Source organism: Yinghuangia soli, from assembly GCF_021502675.1.
Taxonomy (GTDB): domain Bacteria; phylum Actinomycetota; class Actinomycetes; order Streptomycetales; family Streptomycetaceae; genus Yinghuangia; species Yinghuangia soli.
The window spans coordinates 1-25,373 of record NZ_JAKFHA010000048.1 but is presented as its reverse complement, the minus strand read 5'-3'; the positions used below and the strand labels follow the sequence as shown (position 1 = coordinate 25,373).

Sequence of the window (25,373 nt, the reverse complement as noted above, 5' to 3'; positions counted from 1 at the left end):
GCGCCGGGACCGGCTCTGAACTGCCTCTGAACCCCTCGGGGGCTACGTCGCCCGGGAGCGTGCGGCGATGCTCGAATACAGCATGCGGCTCGCGCCGTAGGCCAGGAGCGCGAATCCGAGGGCGCGGCCGAAGCCCGTCGCGAAGTAGTACCCGATCTCCTCGAAGGACCCGCCCGCGTACGGCCGGGTCTCGTCGACGGCACCGACGAGCCCGGCCAGCGCCAGCAGTCCGACCACGGCGATGCGCCACGGCACTGCCAGGTGGGTGCCCGGGACCGGGGGCAGGATCGGCAGCCGCCGGTACTGGCGCATCCCCCACCATGCGAGGCCGATCAGGCCGACCGCGGTGCCGGTGTGCTGGACGAGCACGAACCACGGGCGCCCGAAAAGGCCTTCGTCGCGCAGCCAGGGCGCGACGTCGGCCACCCCGGGGTCGTTGTAGTGGCCCCAGGCGTCCCAGAACACGTGGGTCAGCCCGCCGATCCACGCGGACACCACGAACCATCCCGCAGTGCCGAGGACTTCGCCGGCCCACGGGCGGCCCTCGCGGCGGGCCGCGCGTATCCGGCCGGGCAGCCGGGGCAGCAGCGGATCGGCCACACGGTCGCGTACCGCGTCCGGCAGCAGCGCGAGCAGCGGCCGCAGGAGCAGCAGGTGCCACACCGCCACACACGCAGCGGTCACCACGACCCCACTGGCCAGCACGCCCGGCACCACGGAATGGGTGCCGGTGCGGCTCATGTCGAAGGGCAGCCACTCCAGCGGGAAGAAGAAGATCGCGTCCGGCGCCATCGTCGCGAACGCCATCGCCGAGGCGACCAGGGGGCCGCGCCGGCCGTCCAGTCCGGTCCTGGTGCCCGACTGCATGGGGAGCACGGCCGCGATGTGGCTGAGGGTGAGGGGCATCCGTGGGTCCCGTGGGTCGGCGGCAGGACGGCGGGACGGCGAGCGCGCGCGCGTGCGGTTCCGGCACGTTCGCGGACGCCATCCCGTCGGTTGTAGGACTCTCGGGAACAGACGCCGGTTCCCGACCCCTTGACGCCGCGTCAACGCGATATATCGTGGATGACGGGGCCACACGATATATCGCGTATCGCGCGTCGGCCGCCGTCCATTCCACAGGCCATGGTGCGCCTGCCCGCGCACGGCCGGAAGGGAAAAGGGGGGATACATGTCCCGTTGGACCGTCACCGGACCACAGGTGCTCGAACTGGACCCGGTCCATGTCGTACGCGTGCGCGCGGTGGCCGGAATCGTCGATGTCGTCGGCACCGACGGCCCGGCCCGGCTGGAGGTCAGCGCGGTCGACGGACCGCCGCTGGAGATCCGGCACGACCCGGCGTCCGGCGAACTCGACGCCGGATACGAGGATCTGAGCTGGAAGAACCCGAAGACCTGGCTGAGCCGCGACGTGCCCGGGCGCAGCTGCGCGCTGTCCCTCGCGGTGCCCTGGGACTGCACGATCGACGTGGCGGTCATGTCCGCGCACGCGACCGTCTCGGGCATGCACGGCAACGTCACGGTACGCAGCGTCGCGGGCGGCATCACCCTGCTCGGCCTGACCGGCGCCGTGGACGCGGCCACCGTGGCCGGCGCCGTCGAGGCCGAGTCGCTGGCCGGCGACTTCCAGGTGGCCACCGTCTCGGGCGACCTGACCCTGGTCGAGGGCACCGGCGGGCGCGTGCGCGCGCACTCCGTCACCGGCGCCATGGTCATGGATCTGGACGCGTTCGGCCGCAACGACGTGCACCTGTCCACCGTCTCCGGCGCGCTCACCGTCCGGCTGCCGCACGACGGCGACGTCGAGGTCGACGTCCACTCGTCGGGCGGCACGGTCGGCTCCGCATTCGACGGCCTCACCCCCCGATCGGGCTTCGGAACTTCCCGGCTCGTCGGCACGTTGGGCGGCGGGACAGGCCGCCTGAAGATCCACTCGGTTTCCGGCGACGTGGCATTGCTCCGCCGGGCGCCGGAGGGAAAGGTAAGCGCTTGACTTCCTCCCCCTTCTCAAGCCTTCGCGAAGGGGGATTCCCCTCAGTCTCGCGACTGAGCCGCTGCGCTTGCGCGCTGCGGTGGGACAACTTCCTGCTTCGCCGACGACCGCCCTCGTGGACTGCGCCACGCGGGTCTTACGTAGTCTCCACAGGCTGCAACCGCCAGTCCGGCGGCCAGGATGTTGCGGGCTGCGTTCACGTCTCGGTCATGATTCGCGCCGCAGCTGCACGTCCAGGTGCGAACACACAGCGGCATGCTCTCCTGCACGACGCCACAGTCGGAACACAGTTTGGACGAGGGGAAGAACCGGTCGGCAACGATCACCGTCCGTCCGTACCAGGCTGCTTTGTACTCCAGCATGCTGCGCAGCTCCGACCATGCAGCGTCAGCGATGGATCGAGCGAGCGTGCGGTTCTTGAGCATGTTCCGTACAGCCAGATCCTCGATCACGAGCGTTTGGTTGTCGCGCACGAGTCGAGTGGTCAGCTTGTGCAGAAAGTCACGCCGTCGATCGGCCGATCGCGCATGTATCCGAGCCACCTTGCGCTGGGCGATCGCCCGGTTGGCACCGTCTCCTTTTGCCTTACGGGACAACGAGCGCTGCGCCCGGGCAAGCCGGTTCCTGTCCCTGCGTTCATGCCTCGGATTGGCGACCTGCTCGCCAGTGGACAGCGTCACCAGGTTGTCCAGACCCACGTCGATGCCGACCGCCTGCGCGGCGGCGGGGAGCGGCTCGACGGATGGGTCGTCGCACAGCATCGAGACGAACCAACGGCCCGCCGCGTCCTGCGAGACCGTCACCGTCGACACTGTGGCACCGTCGGGCAGCGGCCTGGACCAGGCTACGTCCAGCGGCTCGGACATCTTCGCCAACGTCAACTTGCCATCGCGGAATCGGAACCCGGACACGGTGTACTCCGCGGACTTCCGAGACCGCTTCCGCGACTTGTATCGCGGGTGGCCCGCCCGCTTGGCAAAGAAGTTCCCGAACGCGGTTTCCAGGTGTCGCAGCGCCTGCTGCTGCGGCACACAGGAGACCTCGGTCAGGTAGCCGAGTTCAGGCGTCCGCTTCCACGCGGTCAGCATCGCCGACGTCTGCGAGTAGCCGATCCGCTGCCGCCGGTCCGACCAGGCCTCGGCACGCGCAGCCAGCGCCAGGTTGTAGACCTTCCGCACGCAACCGAAGGTACGCAGCAGTTCGGTCGCCTGCGCACCAGTCGGGTAGAAGCGGTATCGAAACGACCGCTTCACCGAAGTCTCGGACACGATCGGAACTCTAACTCAGAGTGCCGACACCGATACACGGTGACGTTGCAGTCGCATGCGAAGCACTTCGCATGGACGACGAAGCGCCTTTCCCTGCCCCGGCATACGGGCGGCCCGTTCTATCCCTCGGCTGAAGCCGGGGGCACCTCCGGAGGCATCCGATGACACCGGTATTCGGCCATGGCCGGCTTCGGCTGTACCTGCTCAAGCTGCTCGACGAGAGCCCGCGGCACGGCTACGAGATCATCCGGCTCCTCCAGGACCGGTTCCTCGGCCTGTACGCGCCGTCCGCCGGCACCGTCTACCCGCGGCTGGCCAAGCTGGAGCAGGAAGGCCTGGTCACGCACTCCGTCGAGGGCGGTCGCAAGGTCTACCGGATCACCGATGCGGGCCGCGCCGAACTGGCTGCCCGGCAGCCGGAGCTCGACGCCCTGGAGGCCGAGATCCGCGAGTCGGTCTACGAGCGCGCCCGGGAGATCCGCGACGAGGTCCGCACCTCGGCACGCAACCTGCGCGACGAACTGCGCCAGGCGGCCCGCGATGTCCGCGACGACGCCCGGCGCGGCGGTGCGGAGCATCGCGGCCGCAGCGCGGGCGGCAAGTCCACGCACACCGGCGCCCCGGGCAAGGGGGGCGCCGCCGACCGCGAAGACCCGCTCTCGGCCTGGACCAAGGGCCTCGGCCCGGCGCTCTCGCAGAAGATGGTCGACCTCGCCGAGGGGCTCGCCCAGGGCCTGGCCGGCCTGACCGAGCAGCGCACCCAGCACCTCGAAGAGGAACTGCGCCGGCGCTTCGGCGGCCCCGAGCGGACCACCGGCCGCGACCCGGACGACCCGTGGGCCGGCGAGACCGACGAGCCGCAGTCGCAGCGCATCCCCGTCGACGACGAGGACGGCGGCCCCGCCGCCGGAACCCGCGCCAAGAGCGGCCCCCGCCCGGCGTTCCGTCCCGACGCCCCGGGCGACCGGGAGTCCGGCGGCCAGGACTCCGGTGATGCGCACCAGGACCCGCCCAAGGGTCCGCACGGCGGTACCCGCCCGCCCGAGTTCGAGCGGCACATCCAGCGCCTGTTCGACCGCTTCCGGATCGAGATCGACACCGCCGCGGGGCACGCCGGCCTGACCCCGAGCCAGGTCGACCGCGCCCGCGACGTCCTCGTCCGGGCTGCCGCGGACCTCAAGTCCATCTTCGACGAACGCTGACCGCCCCCTTCCCTCGACCCCGCAGCGCCCCTGACCCACAACAGGGGCGCTGCGGCCCGTTTCCGCCCTGGTCCGGCGGGTCGCGGCTCCGGGTGCCGAGGGCGCGGGTAAGGATGCCGGGATGCTTGAACAACCGCTGTATGCGCAGGACGACCTCCAGGCCGCGCGGGCGCTCGTCCGGGCGCATGCCTGGGCCATGCTGGTCACCGCTCTCCCTGGTGGGGTGCCGGTCGTGTCGCATCTGCCGGTGCTCCTGGACCCGGCGCGGGACGACCTGACCCTGCTGGGCCACCTGGCCGGCGGGGACGCCGAGCTGCACGAGCTCGGGCAGCACCCCGCGGTGGTGGTCGTCGAGGGTGCCAACGGGTACATCTCACCGACCTGGTACGAGGCCGGGCCGTACGTCCCGACCTGGGACTTCGTCGTCCTGCACCTGCACGGGACACCGGAGGTGCTCGGTCCGGAGGAGTCGTACGAGGTGCTGGCCGCGACGGTCGCGCACTTCGAGGCGGTCCGGCCGGAGCCGTGGAAGCTGGAGTCGGTCGGTGCGTACGCGCACCGCATCGCGCCGGGAGCGACGTCCTTTCGGCTGGCTCCGACACGGGTCGTCCACAAGGCCAAGCTCAGCCAGGACAAGCCTGCCGAGGTCGTCCGGCGGGTGTCCGCGGCGCTGGAGAACGCTGCCGATCCGCACCACAATCCGGCGCTGGCCGAAGCGCTGAGGCGGGCCCTCCCGGAGGGCTGAGCCCGCTCCCCCGGTCCGCCGTCCGGATTGCGGTCGGCGCATGAGCCTTGCCCCCCAACGGTTTTGCGTCCTGATTCGTCTTCAGGACACCAAGGGGGAATGAGGTCGATGTGGCTGACTGGGAAGGCACTTTGGCCGAACTCGCGCGGGCGCGCGGGCCGGCGCTGATGCGGTACGCGTACCTGCTCACCGGTGATCTGCACGAGGCCGAGGAACTGGTGCAGGACACCATCGTGCACGTCTTCTGCGGACGCGGCCGTCGTGCGGAGCCGGAGGCGGCGGAAGCCTACGTCCGGGCCGCGATGCTGAACCGGGTGATCGACGGCGGGCGGCGGCAGCAGCGGTGGCGGCGTCTGGTCCCGCGGCTCGCGACAGCACCCGAACTGGCGTCGCCGGAGGACGCGGTGCCCGACGGGGCGAGCACCCGGAAGGCGATCCGCGCGCTGTCGCCGCGGCAGCGTGCGTGCGTGGTGCTGCGCTTCTACGAGGACCAGACCGTGCCGGCGATCGCCGACCGGCTGGGTCTGAGCGAGGGCGCGGTGAAGCGCCATCTGTCGGACGCCACAAGGCGGTTGGCCCTGCTGCTGGGTCCCTTGGCGTACGGAGACGACGCGGAAGGGGTGCTCCATGGCAACCAGGCATGACGACGGCTACCGCGACCTGTTGAGCGCGATGACGGACGACGTCGGAGCGTACGAACTCGACCCTCGGGGGTTGGCGGAGAAAGTGCGGGGGCGGCGTCGCAAGAGGGCTCTCGTCCGAGGCGGAGTCGCCGTCGCGGCCCTTGCGGTGGTGGCCGCAATCGCGCTGCCGACGGTCCTCGGCGGCGATGCGGACAACCCGGCCAAGCCGCCCGCTCCGACCTCGCTCAAGCTCCCCGACTATCCGGGGCTCCACTGCGGCGACAAGGTCGAGGCAGCGTTGAAGGCACCGGTGAAGATCCCGCCGAACGTGCAGATGGGCATCCAGGGGGTCGTGTCCCGCGGTACCGACCGCGCACCGGAAGTCGTCATCGGCTTCGGCTCCGTCCCGGACAAGGCCGTGGGCCTCACCGGCCCGCAGCTGCCCCAGGTGCTGGTGGTCCGGGACGGCGTGCTCGTGGACAAGATCGGCGGCACCTGGATGGCGGACAGCATGTATCCGCCGGACGTCGCCGCAGCGGCCTACACCCCGATGATGGAGATGATGATCGTCCGCGAGCACGGGGGCACTTCGCGCCGCATCAAGCCGTCCCCGTGGACGTCGTGCGAGGGTGTCGACTGGCGGGCCATCATGGCGGACCTGGGCGCCTACCAGTTGATCGCGGTCACCTCGCCACCGGTGACCGGCTATCCGGTCGCCTGGATGAACACTTCCGATCGGGCGGGGCTCATGTCCTCCGAACCCGTCCCGCTCGCCGGACTCGCCGTGCTGACCGATGCGGACCTGGAGCAGTACGGCGTCCGGTGGGACGACCGCATCGTGACCGGCGGCTGGCAAGACTGAAGCCGGTGGCGGACCGACGAGGGGCCGACGGGCCACCGGAGCACCACCGGAAATGGATGCGGGCCCTGGCTGCGGAGGAACGCACCAGGGCCCGCGGCTTGTGTGTCAGGCTCCGGGCGCTGCGCACACGTACCGACGCCCGACGGCGGGGCCTACCACCGGCACATGTCACGTGCCCCGCCGCCGGGCGGTTCTGCGTACCGGGGACCGCCCGGCTCGTGAGCCACCCCGCTCGTGGCCCGGCCGGTCCCCGGTCGTCTGCGCTGGCCCGGGGGGGCAACTGCCCGGGCCGGCTGTCTCTATGGCGCTGCCGATCAGCCGTTGGCCTCGCGGATCTCGCGCACCGCGGCCTCCAGGCGGCGGCCGTAGTCCGGGTCCGCGGCGTGGAAGTGCGGGAGGACGCGCTCGACGATGTCGTCGCGCTGCACCTGGCCGATGAATCCGGCCAGGTTGGCGATCAGGCGCGACTTCTCGTCCTCGGACATGAGGCGGTAGAGCTCGCCGGCCTGGAAGAAGTCGTCGTCCTTGTTGTGCTGCGGGGCCTCGTGGGTGCCGGTGAAACCGACGACCGCGGAAGGCGCGTGCAGCGGCTGCCCGGTCTCGTACGGGCCGCCGAAGCTGTTCGGCTCGTAGTTCTTCGCGCGGCCGCCCGGGTTGGTCGCCATCGCGCCGTCGCGGCCGTGGTTGTTGGCCGTGGTGGCGTGCGGGGCGTTGACCGCGAGCTGGGTGTGGTTCACGCCCAGGCGGTAGCGGTGCGCGTCGGCGTACGCGAACAGGCGGCCCTGGAGCATCTTGTCGGGCGACGGGCCGATGCCGGGGACGAAGTTGTTCGGCGAGAACGCGGACTGCTCGACCTCGGCGAAGACGTTCTCCGGGTTGCGGTTGAGCACCAGGCGCCCGACCTTGATGAGCGGGTAGTCCGCGTGCGGCCACACCTTGGTGAGGTCGAACGGGTTGAAGCGGTACTTCGGCGCGTCGGCCACAGGCATGATCTGCACGTGCAGGGTCCACGACGGGAACACGCCGCGCTCGATGGCCTGGTGCAGGTCGCGCTGGTGCGAGTCGGCGTCGCCGCCCGCGAGTTCGGCGGCCTGCTCGTTGGTGAGCGAGCGCACGCCCTGGTTCGTCTTGAAGTGGTACTTCACCCAGAAGGCCTCGCCGGCCTCGTTGACCCACTGGTACGTGTGCGAGCCGTAGCCGTTCATGTGGCGGTACGACGCGGGGATGCCGCGGTCGCCGAACAGCCAGGTCACCTGGTGGGTGGCCTCGGGCGCGTAGGACCAGAAGTCCCAGACGTTCTCGGCCTCGGTGATGCCGGTGAACGGGTCGCGCTTCTGCGAGTGGATGAAGTCCGGGAACTTCAGCGGGTCCTTGATGAAGAACACCGGAGTGTTGTTGCCGACCAGGTCGTAGTTGCCCTGCTCGGTGTAGAACTTCAGCGCGAAGCCGCGCGGGTCGCGCACCGCGTCGGAGGCGCCGAGGTTGCCGGCCACCGTGGAGAAGCGCAGGAAGACCTCGGTCTTGCGGCCGACCTCGCCCAGGAAGTGCGCGCGGGTGAACGGCGTGACGTCGTCGGTCACCTCGAAGAAGCCGTACGCGCCGGAGCCGCGCGCGTGCACGACGCGCTCCGGGAGGCGCTCGCGGTTGAAGCGGGCCAGCTTCTCCAGCAGGTACTGGTCCTGGATGAGGACGGGACCGCCGATGCCGGCCTGCGCGGAGTTCTGGTTGTCCGCGACGGGGGCGCCCGACTCGGTCGTCAATATCTGGTCGGTCATGGGGTGCTGACTCCCTATCGGTTCTCGCGCTTCTCGCGGATCGCTGGTCGCGGGTGCTCCCCGCGCGTACTGCGGGGTCGGGTGGAACAGGGGCGGCGGGCCGCGAAAGGCCTGCCGGGGCACGGGTAGGCCCGCCGCCCGGTCTTGCGGAACGGGAGGTCCGGTGCCGGCCGGGATCAGACCGAGTCGGCGGTGCGCTGCCGGAGTTCGGCGATGCCGTCGGCGGTCACCCGGCCGAGGAGGCGGAGCCGGGCGACGCCGCCGTCCGGGTAGACCTCGATGCGCACGTGGCGGGCCGGGCGCTCGGGCGCGACGCGGAACTTGTGCCGGGTGTCCGGCTGCACGCGCGTCCGGGGCAGCACCTCCCACCAGCCGGCCTCGTCCGCCGGGTCGCCGTCGGTGGCGACGAGGCGGATCCAGCCGGGGGCGTTGCCCTTGTAGTGGTCGGTGTCGATCTCGACCGCGGACAGGTCCGCGGGGCCGGCGAGCTTGAAGCGCACCCAGTCGTGGCCGTCGTCGCGGCGCCGCCGGGTCTCCCAGCCCTCGCCCATGACCCGCGAGCGCCCGGGGGCGTTCATGTTGTGCGGGGAGGAGAAGTAGCGGTCGCTGGCCGCCTCGGCGACGCCGCCGAGGTCCGCGGCGAGCACGTCCACGGTGAGGCCGTCGAGATAGTCGGCATCCGGGACGACCTCGCCGTGCACGCGCAGCCGGGCCACGCCGCCGTCCGGGAAGATGTTGAGCCGCACGTGGCTGAACCGGCGTCCGGCGGCCACCTCGAAGCGGTGCGCGGTGTCGCCCTTGAGCGGCGAGCGCGGCACGATCTCGGTCCACTCGACGTCCGCGCCGAGCACCTCGTCCAGGGCCGGGTGGCCGGGGACGTAGGCGGCCTCGACCGAGGCATACGGCGGGTAGTTGCCGGTGAAGTGCGCGGTGTCGACGACCACGCCGTGCACGACGCCGGCCGCGCCGAGCCGGATCACGGCCCAGTCGTGGTCGTCGGCGTGCGGGTGCGGCGCCTCGGCGCTCTCGCCGCGGCGGCGGCGGGTCTCCCAGCCGTCCATGATCTGGCCCTTGGGCCCGAAGGTGTGCGGCTGGAAGACGGGCGTGGCGTCGACGAGGAGGTTCTCCTTGTCGGCGAACCACTCGTCGTTGGCGGCCACCACGCCGGCGCCGAGCGCGCGGCCGGCGAGGTTGGCCAGTTCGGTGAAGTCTGCGGGTACGGCGGAAGACGAGGAAGACATGCGGGACTCCGGTCTCGTGCGGGGGCGTTCGGCGAGGTCAGAAACCGGGGAGCGGCGGGGGCGCGTGGCCGCGGCGGCGGCGCTGGGCGGTGGAGATCATGAGGTCTCGCGCTCCAGCAGTTCACCGCGCGGGGTGCCGTCGATGTCGACCGGTTCGCCGCGCAGCCACGTGGTGCGCACCACGCCGCTGAGCTCGCGCCCGGTGTAGGGGGTGACCGGGTTGCGGTGGTGCAGCACGCCGGGGTCGACGGTGAACGCGGCATCCGGGTCGAAGGCGACCAGGTCGGCGTCCCGGCCGGGGGCGATGACGCCCTTGCGGCGCAGTCCGGCGAAGCGGGCCGGGCCGGTGGCCATCCAGCCGACCACGTCGGCGAGGGTGTGGCCGCGGCGGCGCGCCTCGGTCCAGATGGCCGGCAGGCCGAGCTGCAGCGAGGCGATGCCGCCCCAGGCGAGGGCGAAGTCGCCTTCTTCCAGGCGCTTGAGGTCCGCGGTGCACGGCGAGTGGTCGGACACGACGGCGACGAACTCGCCGTCCGCCAGGCCCTGCCAGAGCAGGTCGCGGTTGACCTCGGAGCGGATCGGCGGGCAGCACTTGAAGGCGGTGTCGCCGTCCGGTACCTGCTCGGCGGCCAGCGTGAGGTAGTGCGGGCAGGTCTCCGCGGTGACGCGTACGCCGTCCGCCCGGGCCTTGGCCAGCAGCGGCATCACCTCGGCGGAGGACACGTGCAGGACGTGCACGCGGGCGCCGGTGGTGCGGGCCGCGTCCAGGAGCCCGGCGACCGCGACGGCCTCGGCGGCGTCCGGGCGGGAGGCCAGGAAGTCGGCGTAGTCGCGGCCGGCCCGCTGCGGGGCGGCGTCGAGGATCTCGGGGGCCTCGGCGTGGATGATGGCCGGCGCGTCGATGCGGGCCAGTTCCGCGAGGGACTCGTCGAGCTGGTCGCGGGTCAGGTGCGGGAACTCGTCGACGCCGGACGGCGAGAGGAAGCTCTTGAAGCCGAACACTCCGGCCCGGTACAGCGGTTCGAGGTCGTTGAGGTTGCCGGGGACGGATCCGCCCCAGAAGCCCACGTCCACGTGCACGCGGCCGCGCGCGGCGTCCTGCTTGGCGTACAGCGCGCTGACCGTGGTGGTCGGCGGGATGGAGTTGAGCGGCATGTCGATCAGCGTGGTCACACCGCCGGCGGCGGCCGCCCGGGTGGCGCTGGAGAAGCCCTCCCAGGCCGTGCGGCCCGGCTCGTTGACGTGCACGTGGGTGTCCACCAGGCCGGGCAGCAGCGCCAGTTCGCCCAGGTCCTCGACCTGCGGGCCGGTCGCCGAACCGTACGGCGCGACGTCGGTGATGCGGCCGCCGGCGATCACCACGTCGGCGGCGACCTCGCCGGCCGGGGTGACGACGCGGCGGGAGCGCAGGACCCGCGAGGGGGTGGGGGTCACGGGGCGTCCTCCGTCTTCACTGCGGGCGAACCCGTTACTGCGGACAGGTCTTTCGCGAGGACGACGCCGGCTTCTTCGGCGAGGTCCCCGGCGGCGGCCATCGGGTCGGTGCCGTCCGGCGCGAGGTCGGCCAGAGCGTACGCCTTGACGATGCCGGCCGCCTCGAGCTCGGCCGGCGCCAGTTCCACGCGCCCGGCGACCGCGACCACCGGCACGCCGGCCCCGCGGGCCGCGGCGGCGACCCCGGCCGGGGCCTTGCCGTGCAGGGTCTGCCGGTCGAGTCGGCCTTCGCCGGTGACCACCAGGTCCGCGCCGTCCAGCACGGCCGCGAAGCCGAGCAGGTCGAGCAGCAGCTCGATGCCGGGCCGCAGCGTCGCGCCGAGGAAGGCCAGGGCGCCGAAGCCGACGCCGCCGGCCGCGCCGGCCCCGGGCTGCGCGGCGATCCCCACCGCGTGCACGTCGAGTTCGGCGATCTCGGCCCAGCGGGCCAGCCCGGCTTCGAGGACCGGTACGTCCTCGGGGCCGGCGCCCTTCTGCGGCCCGTAGACCGCGGCGGCTCCGTTGCTGCCGAGCAGGGGGTTGTCCACATCGGACGCGATGACCACGTCCAGGTCCGCGTAGCGGCGCTGCAGGTCGGCGGCCTCGATGCGGGCCAGGCCGCGCAGCGCGGCCCCGCCGGGCGGCAGCTCGACGCCGTCGGCATCGAGCAGCCGCCCGCCGAGGGCCTGCACCATTCCGGCTCCGCCGTCGGTGCAGGCGCTCCCGCCGAGACCGAGGACGATGCGACGCGCCCCCACGCGCACCGCCTCGGTGATCAGTTGTCCGACGCCGTAGCTGCTGGCGGTCAGCGGCGCCGGAGTGCCGGCGGGAAGCAGGACGAGCCCGGCGGCCTCCGCGAGTTCCACCACGGCGGTGGTCCCGCGGATCGCGAAGGACGCGTCCACGGCGTGCCCGGTCGGACCGGCCACCCGGGTGCGCACGCGGCGGAACCCGGCGGCGACCGCGGCGTCCACGGTGCCGTCGCCGCCGTCGGCCACCGGCAGGCGGCGTACGTCGGCGGCGGGCAGCACCCGCAGGATGCCGTCCGCGAGGTGTCCGGCGGCCTGGGCCGCGGTGAGCGTGCCCTTGAACTTGTCGGGGGCGACGACGATCTTCACGGGTGACACGAGGCTCGCTCCTTTCCGGACGTCGCAGACGCTATTCGGATCCCGGACCTACCCGGAATTGTCGGATCGCACGACCGGGAGGGCCGCCGCGACACGTTGGTTTGTCCAAAGCGGGTGGGTCAGGGGACTTGATTCCACCCGGCGGCGCGGCCGCGACACCGGAACTGGCGCCGCCGGGTGGGGCTTGGTGGGAGGGGGCGTCCCCCGGCCGACAGGTCGGTGGCCGGAGGACACCCCCGAGCGGGGTCCTGTGGGAAGACGGTCCGGGTCGGCACCGGACCCCGCCGGTCCGTGGCCGGCTCCGCGGGGGCGGAGCCGGCGGTACGGGCGGGCTTGCCTGATCAGCCTTGCGTGATCAGCCCTGCGGGAGCGGCTCGAACTCGCGGACCGCGTCGATCGCCGGGCCGTGCGGGGTGTTCGCCTCGCGCTCGATCATGATCTCCACGAGGACCGGGCGGGACGTGGTCTGCGCTTCCTTGCGCGCCCACTCCAGGGTCTCGCGGATCTCGCCGGGCTCGAAGACGCGGCGGCCGGAGCAGCCGTAGCCCTCCATGATCTTGACGTTGTCGGTGCCGTAGTCGTCGTAGTGGATGTCCACCTGGAAGTTCATGTCGTACGGCAGCGACGCCTGGCGGATCAGGCCCAGGTACTCGTTGTTGAGCATGATGATGACGAACGGCACGTTGTACTGCGCCGCGACCGCCAGCTCCTCGACGAGGTAGTGGAAGCCGTAGTCGCCGACGATGCCCACGACCTCGGCGTCCGGCTCGCTGTTCTTCAGCGCCTTCTTGACGCCGATCGCGGCCGGGATCTCCCAGCCGAGCGGGCCGGCCTGGCCGCAGATCTGGTAGTGCCGCGGCAGGTACGCCTTCTGGTGCTGGCCGCCCCAGATCTGGTACAGCCCGATCGCGGTGACGAAGTAGGTGTTCTCGTCGAACACCTCGTTGATCTCCTTGTACGCGCGCGGGGCCTTCACCGGGACGGTGTCGAAGTCCTCGCGGCGGGTCAGCGTGCTGCGCAGCTCCTGCACGCGCGCCACCCACGCGCCCGCCTCGCCGCGCAGTCCGCGCTCCTTGGCGACGGCCAGGATGGCCTGCAGGAACAGCCGCGTGTCGGAGACGATGCCCAGATCCGGCTCGAAGACCTTGCCGATCTGGGTGGGCTCGATGTCCACGTGGATGAACTTGCGGTCGCCGCGGTACACGTCCAGCGAACCGGTGTGCCGGTCGCCGAAGCGCGCGCCGAGCGCGAGCACCAGGTCGGACTCCAGGAACGACGCGTTGCCGTAGCGCTGCGAGGTCTGGATGCCGGTCATGCCGCTGTAGAGCGCGTGGCTCTCGTCGATCGAGCCCTTGCCCATGAGGGTGACCTGGACCGGGATCTGCAGCAGCTCGGCGAGCTCGACGAGTTCCTCGTGCGCCTCGCCGATGATCACGCCGCCGCCGGACAGCAGCAGCGGGCGCTCGGCGGCGAGCAGCATGTCGAGGGCGGCCTCGACGCGCGGGAGATGCGGGTGCACCTCGGCCACCGGAAGAGGAGCGTCCAGCTCGGGGTCCCACAGGATCTTCTGCTGCTGGACGTCCAGCGGCAGGTCGATCAGCACCGGGCCGGGACGGCCCGAGCGGGCGATGCGGAACGCCTCGCGGAAGATCCAGGGAGCCTGCGCGGCCTCCTTGACCTGCACGGCCCACTTGGTGACCGGCTTGGCGATCTCCACGATGTCGACCGCCTGGAAGGCCTCCTGGTGCAGCTTGGAGGAGACCGCCTGGCCGGTGATGCAGATCATCGGGATCGAGTCGGCGATCGCGGTGTACAGACCCGTGATCATGTTGGTGCCGGCCGGGCCGGAGGTGCCGATCGCGATACCGACGTTGCCGTTGGTGCGCGCCCAGCCGTCGGCCATGTGCGTGGCGCCCTCTTCGTGGCGGACGATCAGGTGCTCGATCGTGCCGTCGTCTTCGAGGGCCTTGTACAGCGGGAGGATCGCGGCGCCGGGGCAGCCGAACGCGGTGTCCACTCCCTCGGACTTGAGGACATGGACGACGGCGTCCATGACCGGCATCAGACGAGGAGCCATCAGGCGTTCACCTTCCCAGTGTTCCCGGTGTTCGCAGCGGAGTCGGACGGGCTGTCGGCGAGGCCGTTGAGGCGCTCCAGGCCGAGCAGCAGGCCGCTGTGGTCGAGGTCCCCGTCGCCCTGCGCGCGGAGCGCGGCGACGAGGGTGGTGGCCAGCGCGCCGAAGGGCAGCACCAGGCCGAGTTCGCGAGCCGCCTCGGAGACGATGCCCATGTCCTTGTGGTGCAGGTCGATGCGGAAGCCCGGCTTGAAGTTGCGGTCCCGCATGGAGTCGCCCTTGCGGGCCATGACGGTGCTGCCCGCCAGGCCGCCGCCGAGGACCTTGAGGCCGGCCTCGGTGTCGACGCCCGCGCGCTCCAGGAACAGCAGGGCTTCGGCGACGAGCTGGATGTTGCCGGCCACGATGAGCTGGTTGGCGGCCTTGACGGTCTGGCCGGCGCCGTACGGGCCGACGTGCACGATCGTCTTGCCGAGCGCGTCGAAGAGCGGCTGCGCGGCCGCGAAGTCGGCGGCCTCGCCGCCCACCATGATGGAGAGGACGGCCTCGATGGCGCCCGCCTCGCCGCCGGATACCGGGGCGTCCAGGACGCGGAGTCCCTTGGCGGCACCGGCGGTTCCGACCGCGATGGAGGTGCTGGGCTTGATCGAGCTCATGTCGATCACGAGGGTGCCCGGGGCGACGTTGTCGAGTACGCCGTCCGCACCGAACATCACGGCTTCGACCTGCGGGTCGGCCGGGACCATGGTGATGACGGCGTCGGCGCCGGCCACCGCGTCGGCGATCGAGGTGGCGCCCTTGCCGCCGGCCGCGACCAGCGCGTCGATGGGCGGCTGGGTGAGGTTGAACCCGGTGACCTCGTAGCCGGCCTTGACCAGGTTGGCGGCCATCGGGCCGCCCATGATGCCGAGGCCGATGAAAGCGACCTTGGAGATCGTGGCGTTGGTGCTCATCAGGCGTTTCCCCTCCCGGACCGGCGCTCGCGCGGCAGCCAGCCGAAGCTGTCGGCGCTGGGGCCAACGGGCTTGTATTCCAGGCCGATGCGGCCGCCGTAGCCGGCGTCCGTCAGGCGGTCGAACAGGTCGTCGAAGTCGAGTTCGCCGGTGCCGGGCTGACCGCGCCCGGGGGTGTCGGCGATCTGGACGTGGCCGATGCGGTCCGCGTACGCGGCGATCACCGCCGGCAGGTCCTCGCCCATCTTGGCGAGGTGGTACAGGTCGCACAGGAACTTGGTGTTGCCCAGGCCGGTGGCGGCGTTGACCGCGTCGACCACCTCGACCGCCGCCTTGGCGGAGTCGAGCTGGTACAGCGGGTTCTCCACGGTGTTGACCGCCTCGACCAGCACGACCGCGCCTTCGCGGTGTGCGGCCTGGGCCGCCAAGGCCAGGTTCTCCAGGGCGAGTTCGGCCTGGACGGCCGGGTCGAGGCCGTCCACGCGGTTGCCGTACAGCGCGTTCAGCGCGGTGCAGCCGAGGCGGGCCGCGTAGCCGACCGCCACGTCGATGTTGGCGCGGAAGCGGTCGGAGTCCGCGGGGCGGGACAGCAGTCCGCGGTCGCCGCCGGGCATGTTGCCGGCGTCGAAGTTGAGGCCCACCAGGGCGATGCCGGCATCGCCGAGGGACCGCTCCAGGGCGTCCAGCTCCGCATCGGCCGGCGTCGGCCCGTCGAACGGCCACCACAGCTCGGCCTCGGTGAAGCCGGCCTCGGCAGCGGCCGCCGGCCGCTCCAAAAGGGGCAGCTCGGTGAACAGGATCGAAAGGTTGACATGGAAGCGCAGTGCGGCGCTCACGCTCTTCACCTCTTCCACGGCTCTGGCGCCAGCCGGTCACCGGCTGCGCAAAATTCCACGATGCGGAAGCAGGATTCTGCTTAACGGAATGATGCCATCATGCTTCAACAGTTTGTCAATGCCGCGTCCCGACGAACCTGGATTGCCCCGAAGCGGATGGCTAGGGTTCAGGCCGTGCGATTGAAGATGGAGTTCACGACCGAACCGTTCGAGATGGCGGACCTGCCGCCGCATGCCGTCACCGCGCGGCGGATCGTCGACGAGGCCGGCCTCGAGGTCGAGGTGGGCCCGTTCGGCACCCTTGCGGTGGGCGATGCGGAGGTCGTCCTCGCCGTGGTCGACCGGCTCTTCCGGGACACCTTCGCGGTGGGTGCCACGCGCATCTCCGTGCAGGTCACGGCCGTACCGGACGAGGACGCCGCGGCATCGGGCGAGAGTGTGGAGGGGGACCGATGACCGACGCGGCGCATCCGCTCGTCGATGCCGTCAAGCCGCTGGTGGACGCGCTCGGCGCGGACTTCGTGGCGACCGGGGAAGCCCGGCCGGACGACGTCGTCCTGCACTGGGAGGGCGATCCGGTGGTCGCCGTCCGGCTGCCGCACCTGGGTGCCGCGCTGGACCGGCTGCTGGCCGAAATGGTGCGCCAGTTCGGCGGACCGCTGGCCGATCTGGGCCGCGAGGACAAGCAGCGGGTGGTGCGGGTGCTCGAAGAGCGCGGCGCGTTCACCATCCGGCACGGGGTCGAGTCGGTCGCGGCGGCGCTCGGCGTCAGCCGCTTCACGGTCTACAACTACCTGAACCGCGAGCAGTCCCAGCCGTCCTAGCAAGCCCGAGCGGCGGCGGCCGCGCGCAGATTCCGCCGCTTCCGCCGCCCCGCGGCATCGTGCGATCCTCCAAAACCGGGTGTTCGCCCACCCGGCTGATCCACTTCAACAAACTGTTGACGCCACGTCACCTGCCGACCTACGGTTCGAACCGAGCGCGGTTCCGATGATCCGGACGCGATGACTCCGTTCCCGTCCAGGAGGCCGGCGTGGCCGAATCAGCCGATTCACCGGTACCCACACCCCCTGCATCCCCCGCATCCCCCGGCGTGCTGCCCGGGCTCGCGCGCCTCAACGAGGCCGAGCCGGACGACGCCCTCAAGCTCCTCGGCGAGGTGTGCGCCAGCCGCAGCTGGATCGACACCGTCGCCGGGCGCCGGCCGTACCGCGACACGGACGAGCTGTTCGCCGCATCCGACCTCGCGATGTCCGGCCTCACCTCCGCCGACCTGGACGAGGCGATGGCCGGACACGCGGTCATCGGCAAGCCCCGGGCCGGCGACGCGACTTCGCAGCGCGAGCAGTCCGGCGTCCGGGATGCGGGCAACGCCCTGCTCGCCGACCTGGCGGACGCGAACCAGCAGTACTTCGACCGGTTCGGCCACGTCTTCCTGATCTGCGCCACCGGCCGGACCGCCGCCGAGATGCTCGATGCGCTGCGCGAGCGGCTCGGCAACGACGCCGGCACCGAGCGGGACATCGCCCGCGAGGAGCTCCGCAAGATCAACCGCATCCGTCTGGAAAAGCTGGTGCAGGCATGACCGCCGTATCGACCCACATCCTCGACACCAGCGCCGGCGACCCGGCGCGCGACGTCGCGGTGGAACTCGCGGTACTCGGCGCCGACGGCGCGTGGCAGGTGCTCGCCACCTCGCACACCAACGCCGACGGCCGGTGCCCCGACCTTCCCGAGGTGGCCCCCGCCCCGGCCACGGTCCGGCTGCGTTTCGACGTGGCCGGCTACCGCGCGGCCCGCGGCGAGGACGCCTTCTTCCCCGAGGTCCAGGTGGTCTTCACCACCGACCCGGCGCGCCCCCATTACCACGTACCACTCCTGCTCAACCCGTACGGATACTCCGTTTACCGAGGGAGCTAGACCATGCCGATGGTGCTCGGCCAGAACCAGTACGGAAAGGCGGAGAACCGGATCGTCCGGGTTCGCCGCGACGGCACTCGGCACGAGGTCAAGGACCTCAACGTCAGCGTCGCTCTCTCCGGAGACCTCGCGGACACGCACTTCACCGGCGGCAACGCCGAGGTGCTGCCGACCGACACGACCAAGAACACGGTGTACGCCTTCGCCCAGGAGCACGGCGTCACCTCCGCCGAGGACTTCGGCGTACTCCTCGCGCGCCACTTCGTGGACTCGCAGCCCACCATCACCCGGGCCCGCATCCGCATCGAGGAATACACCTGGAACCGCATCGCGACGCCCGACTCGCGCAACCGGTTCATCGGCGCCGACGAGTTGCAGCACTCCTTCGTACGCGACGGCGCGGAGACCCGCACCAGCGAAATCGTCTACGACGGCTCGCAGTTCCAGATCATCTCGGGTCTCTCCGGCCTCGTGGTCATGAACACCACGGCCTCCGAGTTCTGGGGCTACATCAAGGACCGCTACACCACGCTGCAGGAGGCGTACGACCGCATCCTGGCCACCGAGGTGAACGCCCGCTGGCGCTTCTCGTGGAGCGGCGACGAGCTCGCCCCGGTGAACTTCGAGCGCTCGTACGCCCAGGTGAAGCGCCACCTGCTGGAGGCGTTCGCGGAGACCTACTCGTACTCGCTGCAGCAGACGCTGTTCGCGATGGGCAACCGGGTCCTCAACAACCGCCCGGAGATCGACGAGATCCGCCTCTCGCTGCCCAACAAGCACCACTTCCTGGTGGACCTCAGCCCGTTCGGGCAGAAGAACGACAACGAGGTCTACTTCGCGGCGGACCGCCCGTACGGCCTGATCGAGGGCACCGTGCACCGCGAAGGCGTCACCCCGGTCATCCCGGTCGACTGACCCCACGCCGGCCCTCCAAGGCCACGGCCCCGGCCCGCACAAAGCGCCCGGGGCCGAGCCGGTCTTGCCGCCCGGACCGGCAACGGGAAGCTACGCGGCCGGAGTTGCCGCACTCTCCCCTTCCCGCTTGCGCCTCCTGCGCACGAGGACGAGGGCCGGCGAAGACCCCCGCGGCCACCGCAATTCCCACGGCGATCAGCACCGTCACCAGGTGCCTGCGCGTGCGAAACCCCAACGTCAAGGCCTGCCCCCGTTGCAGTCCAACTCGCCTGGCAGGCTGCTCCCACCGGCAAGACCTCTGCTTGCTGCGGAGCGGGTTCAGCTCCCGAGCGCCGCGGTCACCACGTTGTAGGCCGTCTCGGCAAGCGTGCAAGTGTCCAGTGTGGCACCGCCCTTGTCGGACTTCCGGTCGACATGGACGCTGATGAGATGGGCGTCCCAGGCAGTGCTCGAGGTCTGGGGGAGGTAGGTCAGCGACGCAATGCAGAAGGACGCCCTGTCGTTGCCTGGCAGGAGGATCCCCTTCATGCCGCGTACCGAGAGCGGTGTAGCGGACTCGGCGACTTGCTCGGCATCACGTTCGAAGGTGATCGAGACGGTGTACTCCGAGTCGCCGTTCACCATCAGGGCCTCGCAGCGGTACGGCAGGTCCCGGGTGACCCCCTGGTACAACCAGCCTTCGGCCTTGAGCGTGCTCAGGTCGATGTCGTTGCAGGGGTCCTTGCCGACGAGTGTCCGACCGGCCGGGGCGGTTCCGCGCGGCGCCAGCGCGGAGACCTTCGGGGCGACGAGGGCCGCGTACGCCCTGGCCGTCGCACACCCCTCGGCCCACGGCGCCTGGTCCGACCCCTTGTTCGGGTAGTGCTGGTTGACGTACACCTCCGCACCGAAGCCGGTGTCCCCGAAGGGGAGGACGACGGTGCAGGTGTTGGCCGTCGCCGGTGCCGGCTGTTCGAAGAGCGCCACGCCGTTCTCCGTGGCCGGGGTCGTCTTGGCGCGCTCCGCGGCAGTGAGCGGTACACCCAACTTGACCCGGAACCGAACGCTGAGGTCGGTCGGGCCGCCGTTGCTCGCCAGGATCTGGCACTCGGTGAAGTCTTGCGCTTTGCGGGCCGTCTCGACGACGACGGGGCCGAAGCGCTTGGGGAATTCGCGGTCCAGCATCGCGCAGGGGTCGGCAGCCCGGATCCTCGCCATGAGCGGGGCGGTCGACTCGCGGGTGCCCGCTTCGTCGATGGTGGCGGGGACGGCACCGGTCTGCCCGGCGCCGGGATTCACGGCCGGGTCGGATTTCGCGCTGGAGGTGGTGCTCGGGCCGGCAGTAGGGGTCTTGCTCGCGTTTGCCGGGCCGGCTCCGCCGGCTTTGCCCTTCGTACCCGTGTCGTCGCCTTGCCATTGGACGGCGAGGACGATCGCGAGGGCGAGAGCCACGGCGGCCGCCACAGCGGCGACGACAAACCGGCCGCCGCGGGTGGCCGGTTCGCGGGTTATCAGGGTGGGCGGCGGTGCGGTGGGCGGCGGGGGCGGTGATGCAGGCGCACTGCCGTTCGCGACAGGGGTGGTGACCGGTGTCACCGCGAGGGCGGTAAGGCGTCCGCGTACCTCCTCGGCGCTCTGCGGACGGTCCTCAGGGGACTTGGCCAGCAGATCGAGGATCAGACGGCGCAAGTCGGATGGCAGATCCGGGCGTTCCTGTCCCGGCGGGCTCGGCTGGGCGGTCAGGTGCTGCATGGCTATGCCGTACATCGACTCGGCATGGAAGGGAGGCTGCCCGTCTACCAGGGCGTAGAGCAGGCATCCCAGCGAGTACAAGTCGCTGCGGTGGTCCGCCTTCTGGCCGCCTGCTTGCTCCGGGGACATGTAGTGCGGGGTGCCGAGGATCATGCCGGAGACCGTCATGGGGGTGTGCCCGGCGGCATCCGGCTCGACGAGGCGGGCGATGCCGAAGTCGAGGACCTTGACCGAGCCGTCGGCGCACAAGAAGACGTTGGCGGGTTTGATGTCGCGGTGCACGACGCCGCGGGCGTGGGCGTGTTCAAGGGCGACGCACACTGCGCTTCCCCATGCCGCGACGTCGGCGATGGGGACCGGCTCGCCGGTCATGAGCCGGGTGTTCAGCGCGGTGCCGTCGAGGAGCTCCATCACCAGGTACGGCGTCAGGCGACCGCCGACCTCGGTTTGCCCGTAGTCGTGGACGGTGACGATCGCCGGGCTGGCCAGCGTGCCGACGATGCGCGCCTCGCGCTCGAAGCGGTCCGGTGTACCGCCCGAGTTCGCGGCGTACGGCAGCAGCTTGACGGCGACGTCCCGCCCGATGCGCTCGTCGCGGCAGCGCCACACGTCGCCCATTCCCCCGCTGCCGATGCGCGCGAGGCATCGGTAGCGCCCGTCGAGGAGCTGGCCTTCCACAGTCGATCCCCCGATCGCAGTCCGGCGCCGCCCGCCGCGGCCGCGCCGCGAACAGGGTACGCGGGTGCCGGGAGCGGCCTCAGTCCAGGAGCCAGGCGGTGATGTCGCGGAGGACGTCCCCGCGGGTAGTGCCGGGCGGCGGGTCGGCGGCCATCAGGAAGTTGCCGATGCGGAGGGTGAAGACGATCATGCTGCGGCGCTCGACATCGGCCTCGTCGGCAACGAACTCGCGGAAGAGCGACCGCAGATAGTCCATCCGGCGGTTGTCGGTGCGGCGCAGCCGCTCCGCGACGCCGGGGTCTCGGCGGGCCCATTCGCGGATCGCCAGGTCGGCGGCCACGCCCCGGGTGGGGGCGTCCACGGCCGCGGCCGCGATGCCGAAGAGGCGGGCCAGTTTCTCGCGGGCGTCTCCGCCGTCTGCCTCGACCTGCTCGATCACCGCCTCGGTGATCTCGTGCTCCCAGGTGTCGAGCATCTCGTCGAGGAGTGCCTCGCGGTTGCGGAAGTAGCCGTAGAAGCCGCCCTTGCTGACCCCGAGCGCTTGGGCGAGCACCTCGATGCGCACTGCCTCGGGGCCGCCGGCGCCGAGTGCGCGCAGGCCCTCCTCGACCCACTTGCCGCGGGGCGTGCGGATCGCACCCATGCTGTGGCCTCCTTCACACCGTCGATGTATACGGCACCGTATAAACCCGCGTACGCTTGATCTATACGGCATCGTATACATCGACGTCAGGCAGGGGCCGACCATGCGTCTCCCGAGTTCCGCGCACACCGACCACCCATGGCGCATCCACGAGATCGCCGACGACTTCGAGCTCGAGGACGTCTGGATCCTGCCCACCCACGGCGGACCCGACGACCTCGCCCACCTGGTCAAGCAGTTCACCGAGGGCGAGAAGGCGCACGGGTCTTCGCTCGCCTCCCGGGCCCTGTTCGCGCTGCGGTGGAAGCTCGGCGCGCTGTTCGGCTGGGACCGCCCGCAGGACGGCATCGGAGGCCGGGTCGCGACTCTCCGCGACCGCCTGCCCGCCGACCTGAAGGACGCCCACCCCGGCCCCGACATGCGGGCACTGCCGTTCAAGACCGTCTACCGGACGCACGACGAGTGGGTGGCGGAGACGGCCAACAAGACGATGCACGGCGTCATGCACATCAGCTGGGTCCCGGACGAAAAGGGCGGCTACCGCGGCCAGATGGCCGTGCTGGTCAAGCCCAACGGCCGCCTCGGCAGGCTCTACATGCTGGGCATCAAGCCGTTCCGCTATCTGGGCGTGTACCCGGCGCTCCTGAACGCCATCGGCCGCAAGTGGCAGGAGACCGCCCCGAGCCGGGCCGCCGCCGCCTGACCGCCTGCGTTCCCGGGACCGCTTCCCGGCAGGCGGCGGCCTGCCGGGAAGTCGGTTGCGAGCCCCGGCTATTGGGCGCGGGCCACCCACTTGGGGTCGATCACGCGCGGGGCGAGGGCCGGCAGCATGGTGCGTACGAGGTCCTTGCTGAAGGCGGTGACCACGATCGGGAGGTTGTTGACCTTCATCCACGCGACGACTTCGTTCTTCGCGTTGGTGTCGAGCAGCGCGGGCAGCGCGAGCCCCGCCGGGAAGGCCGCGGCCCCGGCGTGCGCGTTCTGCAGGTGCGTCACCATGCAGGCGTACAGGCCGATCTTGGCCGTGGTCGACAACCCGGCCCGCTGCCACTCCGCGCGGTACAGCCTGGCCACCGGGGTGCCCGCCGGGTAGTTCGCGGTGATGTTGGCTTCCAACTTGCGACGCGCTGAACTGCTTCACGCGCTCGTAGTGGTAGACCTGGAAGGTCGAGTACGTGGCCAGGTAGGCGGTCGCGCCGTTCGCGCCCGGGTTGTGGATCGTGCTGGTGAACTGCAGGGCGGCGGCCGGGTCCGCGGCGTTGGCGGCCATCGCATTGCCGACCGCGACACCCGCACCCGTGTAGATCGGGACGTACGTCGCCAGCCAGGTGGTCAGCGTCCGCACGGCCTGCGGGGCGTTGCCGCGCCCCCGACGTAGTGCGCCTTGGGTTCGGCGAGGCCGTGCTGGTGGACCTGCTGGATCGACGGTGCCCCGCCGGGCCATCCGGCGAGCGCGTTGAGTTGTCCGGCGTACGCGGTCGCGAGCGCCGCGGCCGGTGTCCCGGCGGCGGCGCCCTGCAATGCGGCGATGCCATTGGCGAACGTGACGACAGGAATTGCCATGACGGTGTCCCCCTCCGTCGGCAGAACGCAACCATCCCCTTGGCTGCGGTCGACCAGCGTAGCTTTGTCCGTACTTGCCCGTCCGGGATATCCCGAAAGGGCCCGGGAATCCCGAATGCCAGAACAGACGTTGCGTGACCGGTCGGTTGCGTACGGGAGCAAATGGCGGGGCGTGGGATCAGTGTTGGTGCGCAAGGTACTTGAGTACGGACACTCATGTACGGGGTGCCCCGGGGATGTTGCATGGGCGCAGTCGACGTTCGTCGGCGGTGCCGCAAGAGGGGACTCCCTCGGATCCCCCCGCTCCCCCGGGCGGGACCAGGGCCCGCGGCGGCCGCCGTTCCCGCCCGGATGCTCGCGACCTTCCCGTGCCGTGAGAGGAGTGCCCCAGCGATGGTGCCGTCCGAGTCCCCGCCGCGCTTCCGCGACGACCTGTCCACCATCTACGACTTCATGGACGAGATCCTGATCCGGTGCCCCAAGTGCGAGGCGCTGGCACGGGTGGTGGCCTACCCCAAGCGCCTGGTCATGTCGCCGTTCCAGTCGCGGCGCCTGGTGTGCGCCGACTGTGGGCACACGCGGGACAAGGACTCCGGCGTGTACGCGATGCCCAATGCGCGGGCCACGCACATGTACGACCCGTACTTCTATCTGCCGCTGTGGCTGCAACTCAGCACGCGGCACGGGCTGTTGTGGGCGTACAACCTCAACCACCTGGCGCTGATCCGCCGGTACGTGGCGGCCGAGCTGCGCGAGGACGCGTGGACCGAGGAGGGCATCCGCATGACGCTGGTGTCCCGGCTGCCGGCCTGGATCACCTCGGCGTCGCATCGCGCCGAGGTGCTGCGGCTCATCTCCCGGCTGGAGGCCACCGTGACCGGCCGCTGAGCCGCCGGGCCCCGAGACGGCTGCGGCCGCCCACCAACCCGGCCGCGGCGGAAAGGCCGAAGTCCCGTACCCCTCCCCGGGTACGGGACTTCGGTGTTCCTGCTCGGCCGGGGTGAGCGGGGATGCGCCCCGGCCGATGCTTCAGGGCCTCAGGCCGCAGGGCTCAGCTCTCGCGGCCGAGGGTCTTGAGGTAGTTGCGCCAGCCGCCGAACTCGGTGATCTCCTTGTGCTTGCCGCTTTCCAGCTCGCCGACGCGCAGGATCATGGAGAAGGAGGCCGAACCGTCCTCGAGCTTGATGATGCCGAACTCCAGCTCCGCCGGCTCGGTGGGCAGCAGTTCGTCGCGCAGCACCTCTTCGGGGACGTCGTACACCTCGCCCTCGATCTGCGTGTCGGTGCCGGGCGCGGGCAGCAGGCCCGGGCAGCGGTCGCCGATCGAGAAGAAGCGGTAGCCGGGGGCGGTGCGGGTCTTCATGACCAGCGGCGCGCCCTTGAGGTGGTGGTGGAAGGGGCCGCCTTCCATCGCCTGGCCGTTGAGGAACATGCGAGCCATGCGGACTCCTGAAGTCGGTTCGGTGTGCGGGAGGTGGCCGGGGCGGCGTACAGGACGGGTACGCGGCAACCGCCCGGTAAGGGGCGTTCCGGCCGATTGTGGCGGGTGGATCGGCGTACGGGCGATCGGATGATCCGACGAAAGGCCGCCGGAGAGCACGGCTCGGTGCGGACGAATCCGACGAAAGTCGAACGCGTGGAGCAGAGAAACGCGTGGCGCAGAGAGTGGAGCAGAGAAGGGTGCGGAACGGCCGGGGGCATCCGCCGGGACGCGCCCCCGCGACCGCCGGGTACCGCCCGGCCGTTCCGCG

General features: G+C 71.1%; 26 protein-coding genes. 12 read left to right on the top strand and 14 right to left on the bottom strand.

Features of this window, described 5'->3' with window-relative positions; all coding sequences use genetic code 11:
* Nucleotides 1-42: 42 nt before the first annotated feature.
* On the bottom strand, nucleotides 43-906 hold the full coding sequence (locus tag LZ495_RS40010; protein WP_235058148.1) for a DUF4184 family protein: 864 nt from the start codon (nucleotides 904-906) through the stop codon (nucleotides 43-45).
* 265 nt (nucleotides 907-1,171) lie between these two features.
* On the opposite strand from LZ495_RS40010, the gene LZ495_RS40005 reads away from it, so the two are divergent.
* Nucleotides 1,172-1,993, top strand: coding sequence for a DUF4097 family beta strand repeat-containing protein (locus LZ495_RS40005; protein ID WP_235058147.1), 822 nt, complete (start codon nucleotides 1,172-1,174; stop codon nucleotides 1,991-1,993).
* 41 nt (nucleotides 1,994-2,034) lie between these two features.
* Here the strand turns inward: LZ495_RS40005 and LZ495_RS40000 are convergent, their stop codons facing one another.
* Entirely contained in the window at nucleotides 2,035-3,261 is a 1,227-nt protein-coding gene (locus LZ495_RS40000; RefSeq protein WP_235058146.1) for an RNA-guided endonuclease InsQ/TnpB family protein, read from the bottom strand.
* A gap of 161 nt (nucleotides 3,262-3,422) precedes the next feature.
* Between LZ495_RS40000 and LZ495_RS39995 the strand changes: the two genes are divergently transcribed.
* The 4 genes from LZ495_RS39995 (at nucleotide 3,423) to LZ495_RS39980 (ending at nucleotide 6,693) form a co-directional block, all read left to right on the top strand.
* On the top strand, nucleotides 3,423-4,463 hold the full coding sequence (locus LZ495_RS39995) for a PadR family transcriptional regulator (RefSeq protein WP_235058145.1): 1,041 nt from the start codon (nucleotides 3,423-3,425) through the stop codon (nucleotides 4,461-4,463).
* A 121-nt stretch (nucleotides 4,464-4,584) separates the two neighbouring features.
* A complete protein-coding gene (locus tag LZ495_RS39990; protein ID WP_235058144.1) occupies nucleotides 4,585-5,208 on the top strand; it encodes an FMN-binding negative transcriptional regulator in 624 nt (207 codons plus the stop codon).
* Between the two features lie 110 nt (nucleotides 5,209-5,318).
* Nucleotides 5,319-5,852: an RNA polymerase sigma factor gene (locus LZ495_RS39985; protein ID WP_235058143.1), complete on the top strand. Its 534-nt coding sequence runs from the start codon at nucleotides 5,319-5,321 to the stop codon at nucleotides 5,850-5,852.
* The gene (locus tag LZ495_RS39980; RefSeq protein ID WP_235058142.1) at nucleotides 5,836-6,693 is read left to right on the top strand and encodes a hypothetical protein; all 858 of its coding nucleotides are present in this window, start codon (nucleotides 5,836-5,838) and stop codon (nucleotides 6,691-6,693) included. The genes LZ495_RS39985 and LZ495_RS39980 overlap by 17 nt, the downstream gene beginning before the upstream one ends.
* 314 nt (nucleotides 6,694-7,007) lie before the next feature.
* On the opposite strand, the gene LZ495_RS39975 is transcribed toward LZ495_RS39980, so the two are convergent.
* From LZ495_RS39975 to LZ495_RS39945, 7 genes are all read right to left on the bottom strand, one after another.
* Nucleotides 7,008-8,468: a catalase gene (locus tag LZ495_RS39975; RefSeq protein ID WP_235058141.1), complete on the bottom strand. Its 1,461-nt coding sequence runs from the start codon at nucleotides 8,466-8,468 to the stop codon at nucleotides 7,008-7,010.
* A 176-nt stretch (nucleotides 8,469-8,644) separates the two neighbouring features.
* Nucleotides 8,645-9,709: an allantoicase gene (gene alc / locus LZ495_RS39970; RefSeq protein WP_235058140.1), complete on the bottom strand. Its 1,065-nt coding sequence runs from the start codon at nucleotides 9,707-9,709 to the stop codon at nucleotides 8,645-8,647.
* A gap of 96 nt (nucleotides 9,710-9,805) precedes the next feature.
* Nucleotides 9,806-11,143 carry an allantoinase AllB gene (gene allB / locus LZ495_RS39965; RefSeq protein ID WP_235058139.1) on the bottom strand — a complete coding sequence of 446 codons (1,338 nt, stop codon included), beginning with the start codon at nucleotides 11,141-11,143 and terminating at the stop codon, nucleotides 9,806-9,808.
* Nucleotides 11,140-12,309, bottom strand: coding sequence for a glycerate kinase (locus LZ495_RS39960; protein WP_235058138.1), 1,170 nt, complete (start codon nucleotides 12,307-12,309; stop codon nucleotides 11,140-11,142). The genes allB and LZ495_RS39960 overlap by 4 nt, the downstream gene beginning before the upstream one ends.
* A 355-nt stretch (nucleotides 12,310-12,664) precedes the next feature.
* Complete coding sequence (gcl, locus tag LZ495_RS39955) at nucleotides 12,665-14,386, bottom strand: glyoxylate carboligase (protein WP_235058137.1); 1,722 nt, start codon at nucleotides 14,384-14,386, stop codon at nucleotides 12,665-12,667.
* On the bottom strand, nucleotides 14,386-15,336 hold the full coding sequence (locus LZ495_RS39950) for a 2-hydroxy-3-oxopropionate reductase (protein ID WP_235058136.1): 951 nt from the start codon (nucleotides 15,334-15,336) through the stop codon (nucleotides 14,386-14,388). The genes gcl and LZ495_RS39950 overlap by 1 nt, the downstream gene beginning before the upstream one ends.
* Complete coding sequence (locus LZ495_RS39945) at nucleotides 15,336-16,172, bottom strand: hydroxypyruvate isomerase family protein (RefSeq protein WP_235058135.1); 837 nt, start codon at nucleotides 16,170-16,172, stop codon at nucleotides 15,336-15,338. The genes LZ495_RS39950 and LZ495_RS39945 overlap by 1 nt, the downstream gene beginning before the upstream one ends.
* Nucleotides 16,173-16,346: 174 nt before the next feature.
* Between LZ495_RS39945 and LZ495_RS39940 the strand changes: the two genes are divergently transcribed.
* The 5 genes from LZ495_RS39940 to pucL all read left to right on the top strand — a co-directional run bounded on the left by LZ495_RS39940 (nucleotide 16,347) and on the right by pucL (nucleotide 19,007).
* Nucleotides 16,347-16,628, top strand: coding sequence for a thiamine-binding protein (locus tag LZ495_RS39940; RefSeq protein ID WP_235058134.1), 282 nt, complete (start codon nucleotides 16,347-16,349; stop codon nucleotides 16,626-16,628).
* On the top strand, nucleotides 16,625-16,996 hold the full coding sequence (locus LZ495_RS39935) for a helix-turn-helix domain-containing protein (protein ID WP_235058133.1): 372 nt from the start codon (nucleotides 16,625-16,627) through the stop codon (nucleotides 16,994-16,996). The genes LZ495_RS39940 and LZ495_RS39935 overlap by 4 nt, the downstream gene beginning before the upstream one ends.
* A gap of 209 nt (nucleotides 16,997-17,205) precedes the next feature.
* Nucleotides 17,206-17,757: a 2-oxo-4-hydroxy-4-carboxy-5-ureidoimidazoline decarboxylase gene (gene uraD, locus LZ495_RS39930; RefSeq protein WP_235058132.1), complete on the top strand. Its 552-nt coding sequence runs from the start codon at nucleotides 17,206-17,208 to the stop codon at nucleotides 17,755-17,757.
* Entirely contained in the window at nucleotides 17,754-18,092 is a 339-nt protein-coding gene (gene uraH, locus LZ495_RS39925) for a hydroxyisourate hydrolase (protein WP_235058131.1), read from the top strand. Before uraD ends, uraH begins: the two co-directional genes overlap by 4 nt.
* A gap of 3 nt (nucleotides 18,093-18,095) precedes the next feature.
* A complete protein-coding gene (gene pucL, locus LZ495_RS39920) occupies nucleotides 18,096-19,007 on the top strand; it encodes a factor-independent urate hydroxylase (RefSeq protein WP_235058130.1) in 912 nt (303 codons plus the stop codon).
* A 318-nt stretch (nucleotides 19,008-19,325) separates the two neighbouring features.
* On the opposite strand, the gene LZ495_RS39915 is transcribed toward pucL, so the two are convergent.
* Nucleotides 19,326-21,416: a serine/threonine-protein kinase gene (locus tag LZ495_RS39915; protein WP_235058129.1), complete on the bottom strand. Its 2,091-nt coding sequence runs from the start codon at nucleotides 21,414-21,416 to the stop codon at nucleotides 19,326-19,328.
* Between the two features lie 79 nt (nucleotides 21,417-21,495).
* Entirely contained in the window at nucleotides 21,496-22,059 is a 564-nt protein-coding gene (locus LZ495_RS39910) for a TetR/AcrR family transcriptional regulator (RefSeq protein WP_235058128.1), read from the bottom strand.
* Between the two features lie 103 nt (nucleotides 22,060-22,162).
* Here LZ495_RS39910 and LZ495_RS39905 point away from each other — a divergent pair, with 103 nt between their 5' ends.
* Nucleotides 22,163-22,762, top strand: coding sequence for a DUF2867 domain-containing protein (locus tag LZ495_RS39905; protein WP_235058127.1), 600 nt, complete (start codon nucleotides 22,163-22,165; stop codon nucleotides 22,760-22,762).
* 68 nt (nucleotides 22,763-22,830) lie between these two features.
* Here LZ495_RS39905 and LZ495_RS39900 read toward each other — a convergent pair whose 3' ends face one another.
* Together LZ495_RS39900 and LZ495_RS39895 are read right to left on the bottom strand one after the other, a co-directional pair.
* Nucleotides 22,831-23,175 (bottom strand): hypothetical protein, encoded by a 345-nt coding sequence (locus LZ495_RS39900; RefSeq protein WP_235058126.1) that lies wholly within the window; start codon nucleotides 23,173-23,175, stop codon nucleotides 22,831-22,833.
* Nucleotides 23,176-23,391: 216 nt separating this feature from the next.
* Entirely contained in the window at nucleotides 23,392-23,622 is a 231-nt protein-coding gene (locus tag LZ495_RS39895) for a hypothetical protein (RefSeq protein WP_235058125.1), read from the bottom strand.
* A 393-nt stretch (nucleotides 23,623-24,015) separates the two neighbouring features.
* On the opposite strand from LZ495_RS39895, the gene LZ495_RS39890 reads away from it, so the two are divergent.
* The gene (locus LZ495_RS39890) at nucleotides 24,016-24,510 is read left to right on the top strand and encodes a hypothetical protein (RefSeq protein WP_235058124.1); all 495 of its coding nucleotides are present in this window, start codon (nucleotides 24,016-24,018) and stop codon (nucleotides 24,508-24,510) included.
* A 163-nt stretch (nucleotides 24,511-24,673) separates the two neighbouring features.
* Here LZ495_RS39890 and LZ495_RS39885 read toward each other — a convergent pair whose 3' ends face one another.
* Nucleotides 24,674-25,063, bottom strand: a complete 390-nt coding sequence (locus LZ495_RS39885) for an allophanate hydrolase-related protein (protein WP_235058123.1) — start codon at nucleotides 25,061-25,063, stop codon at nucleotides 24,674-24,676.
* Nucleotides 25,064-25,373 lie beyond the last annotated feature (310 nt).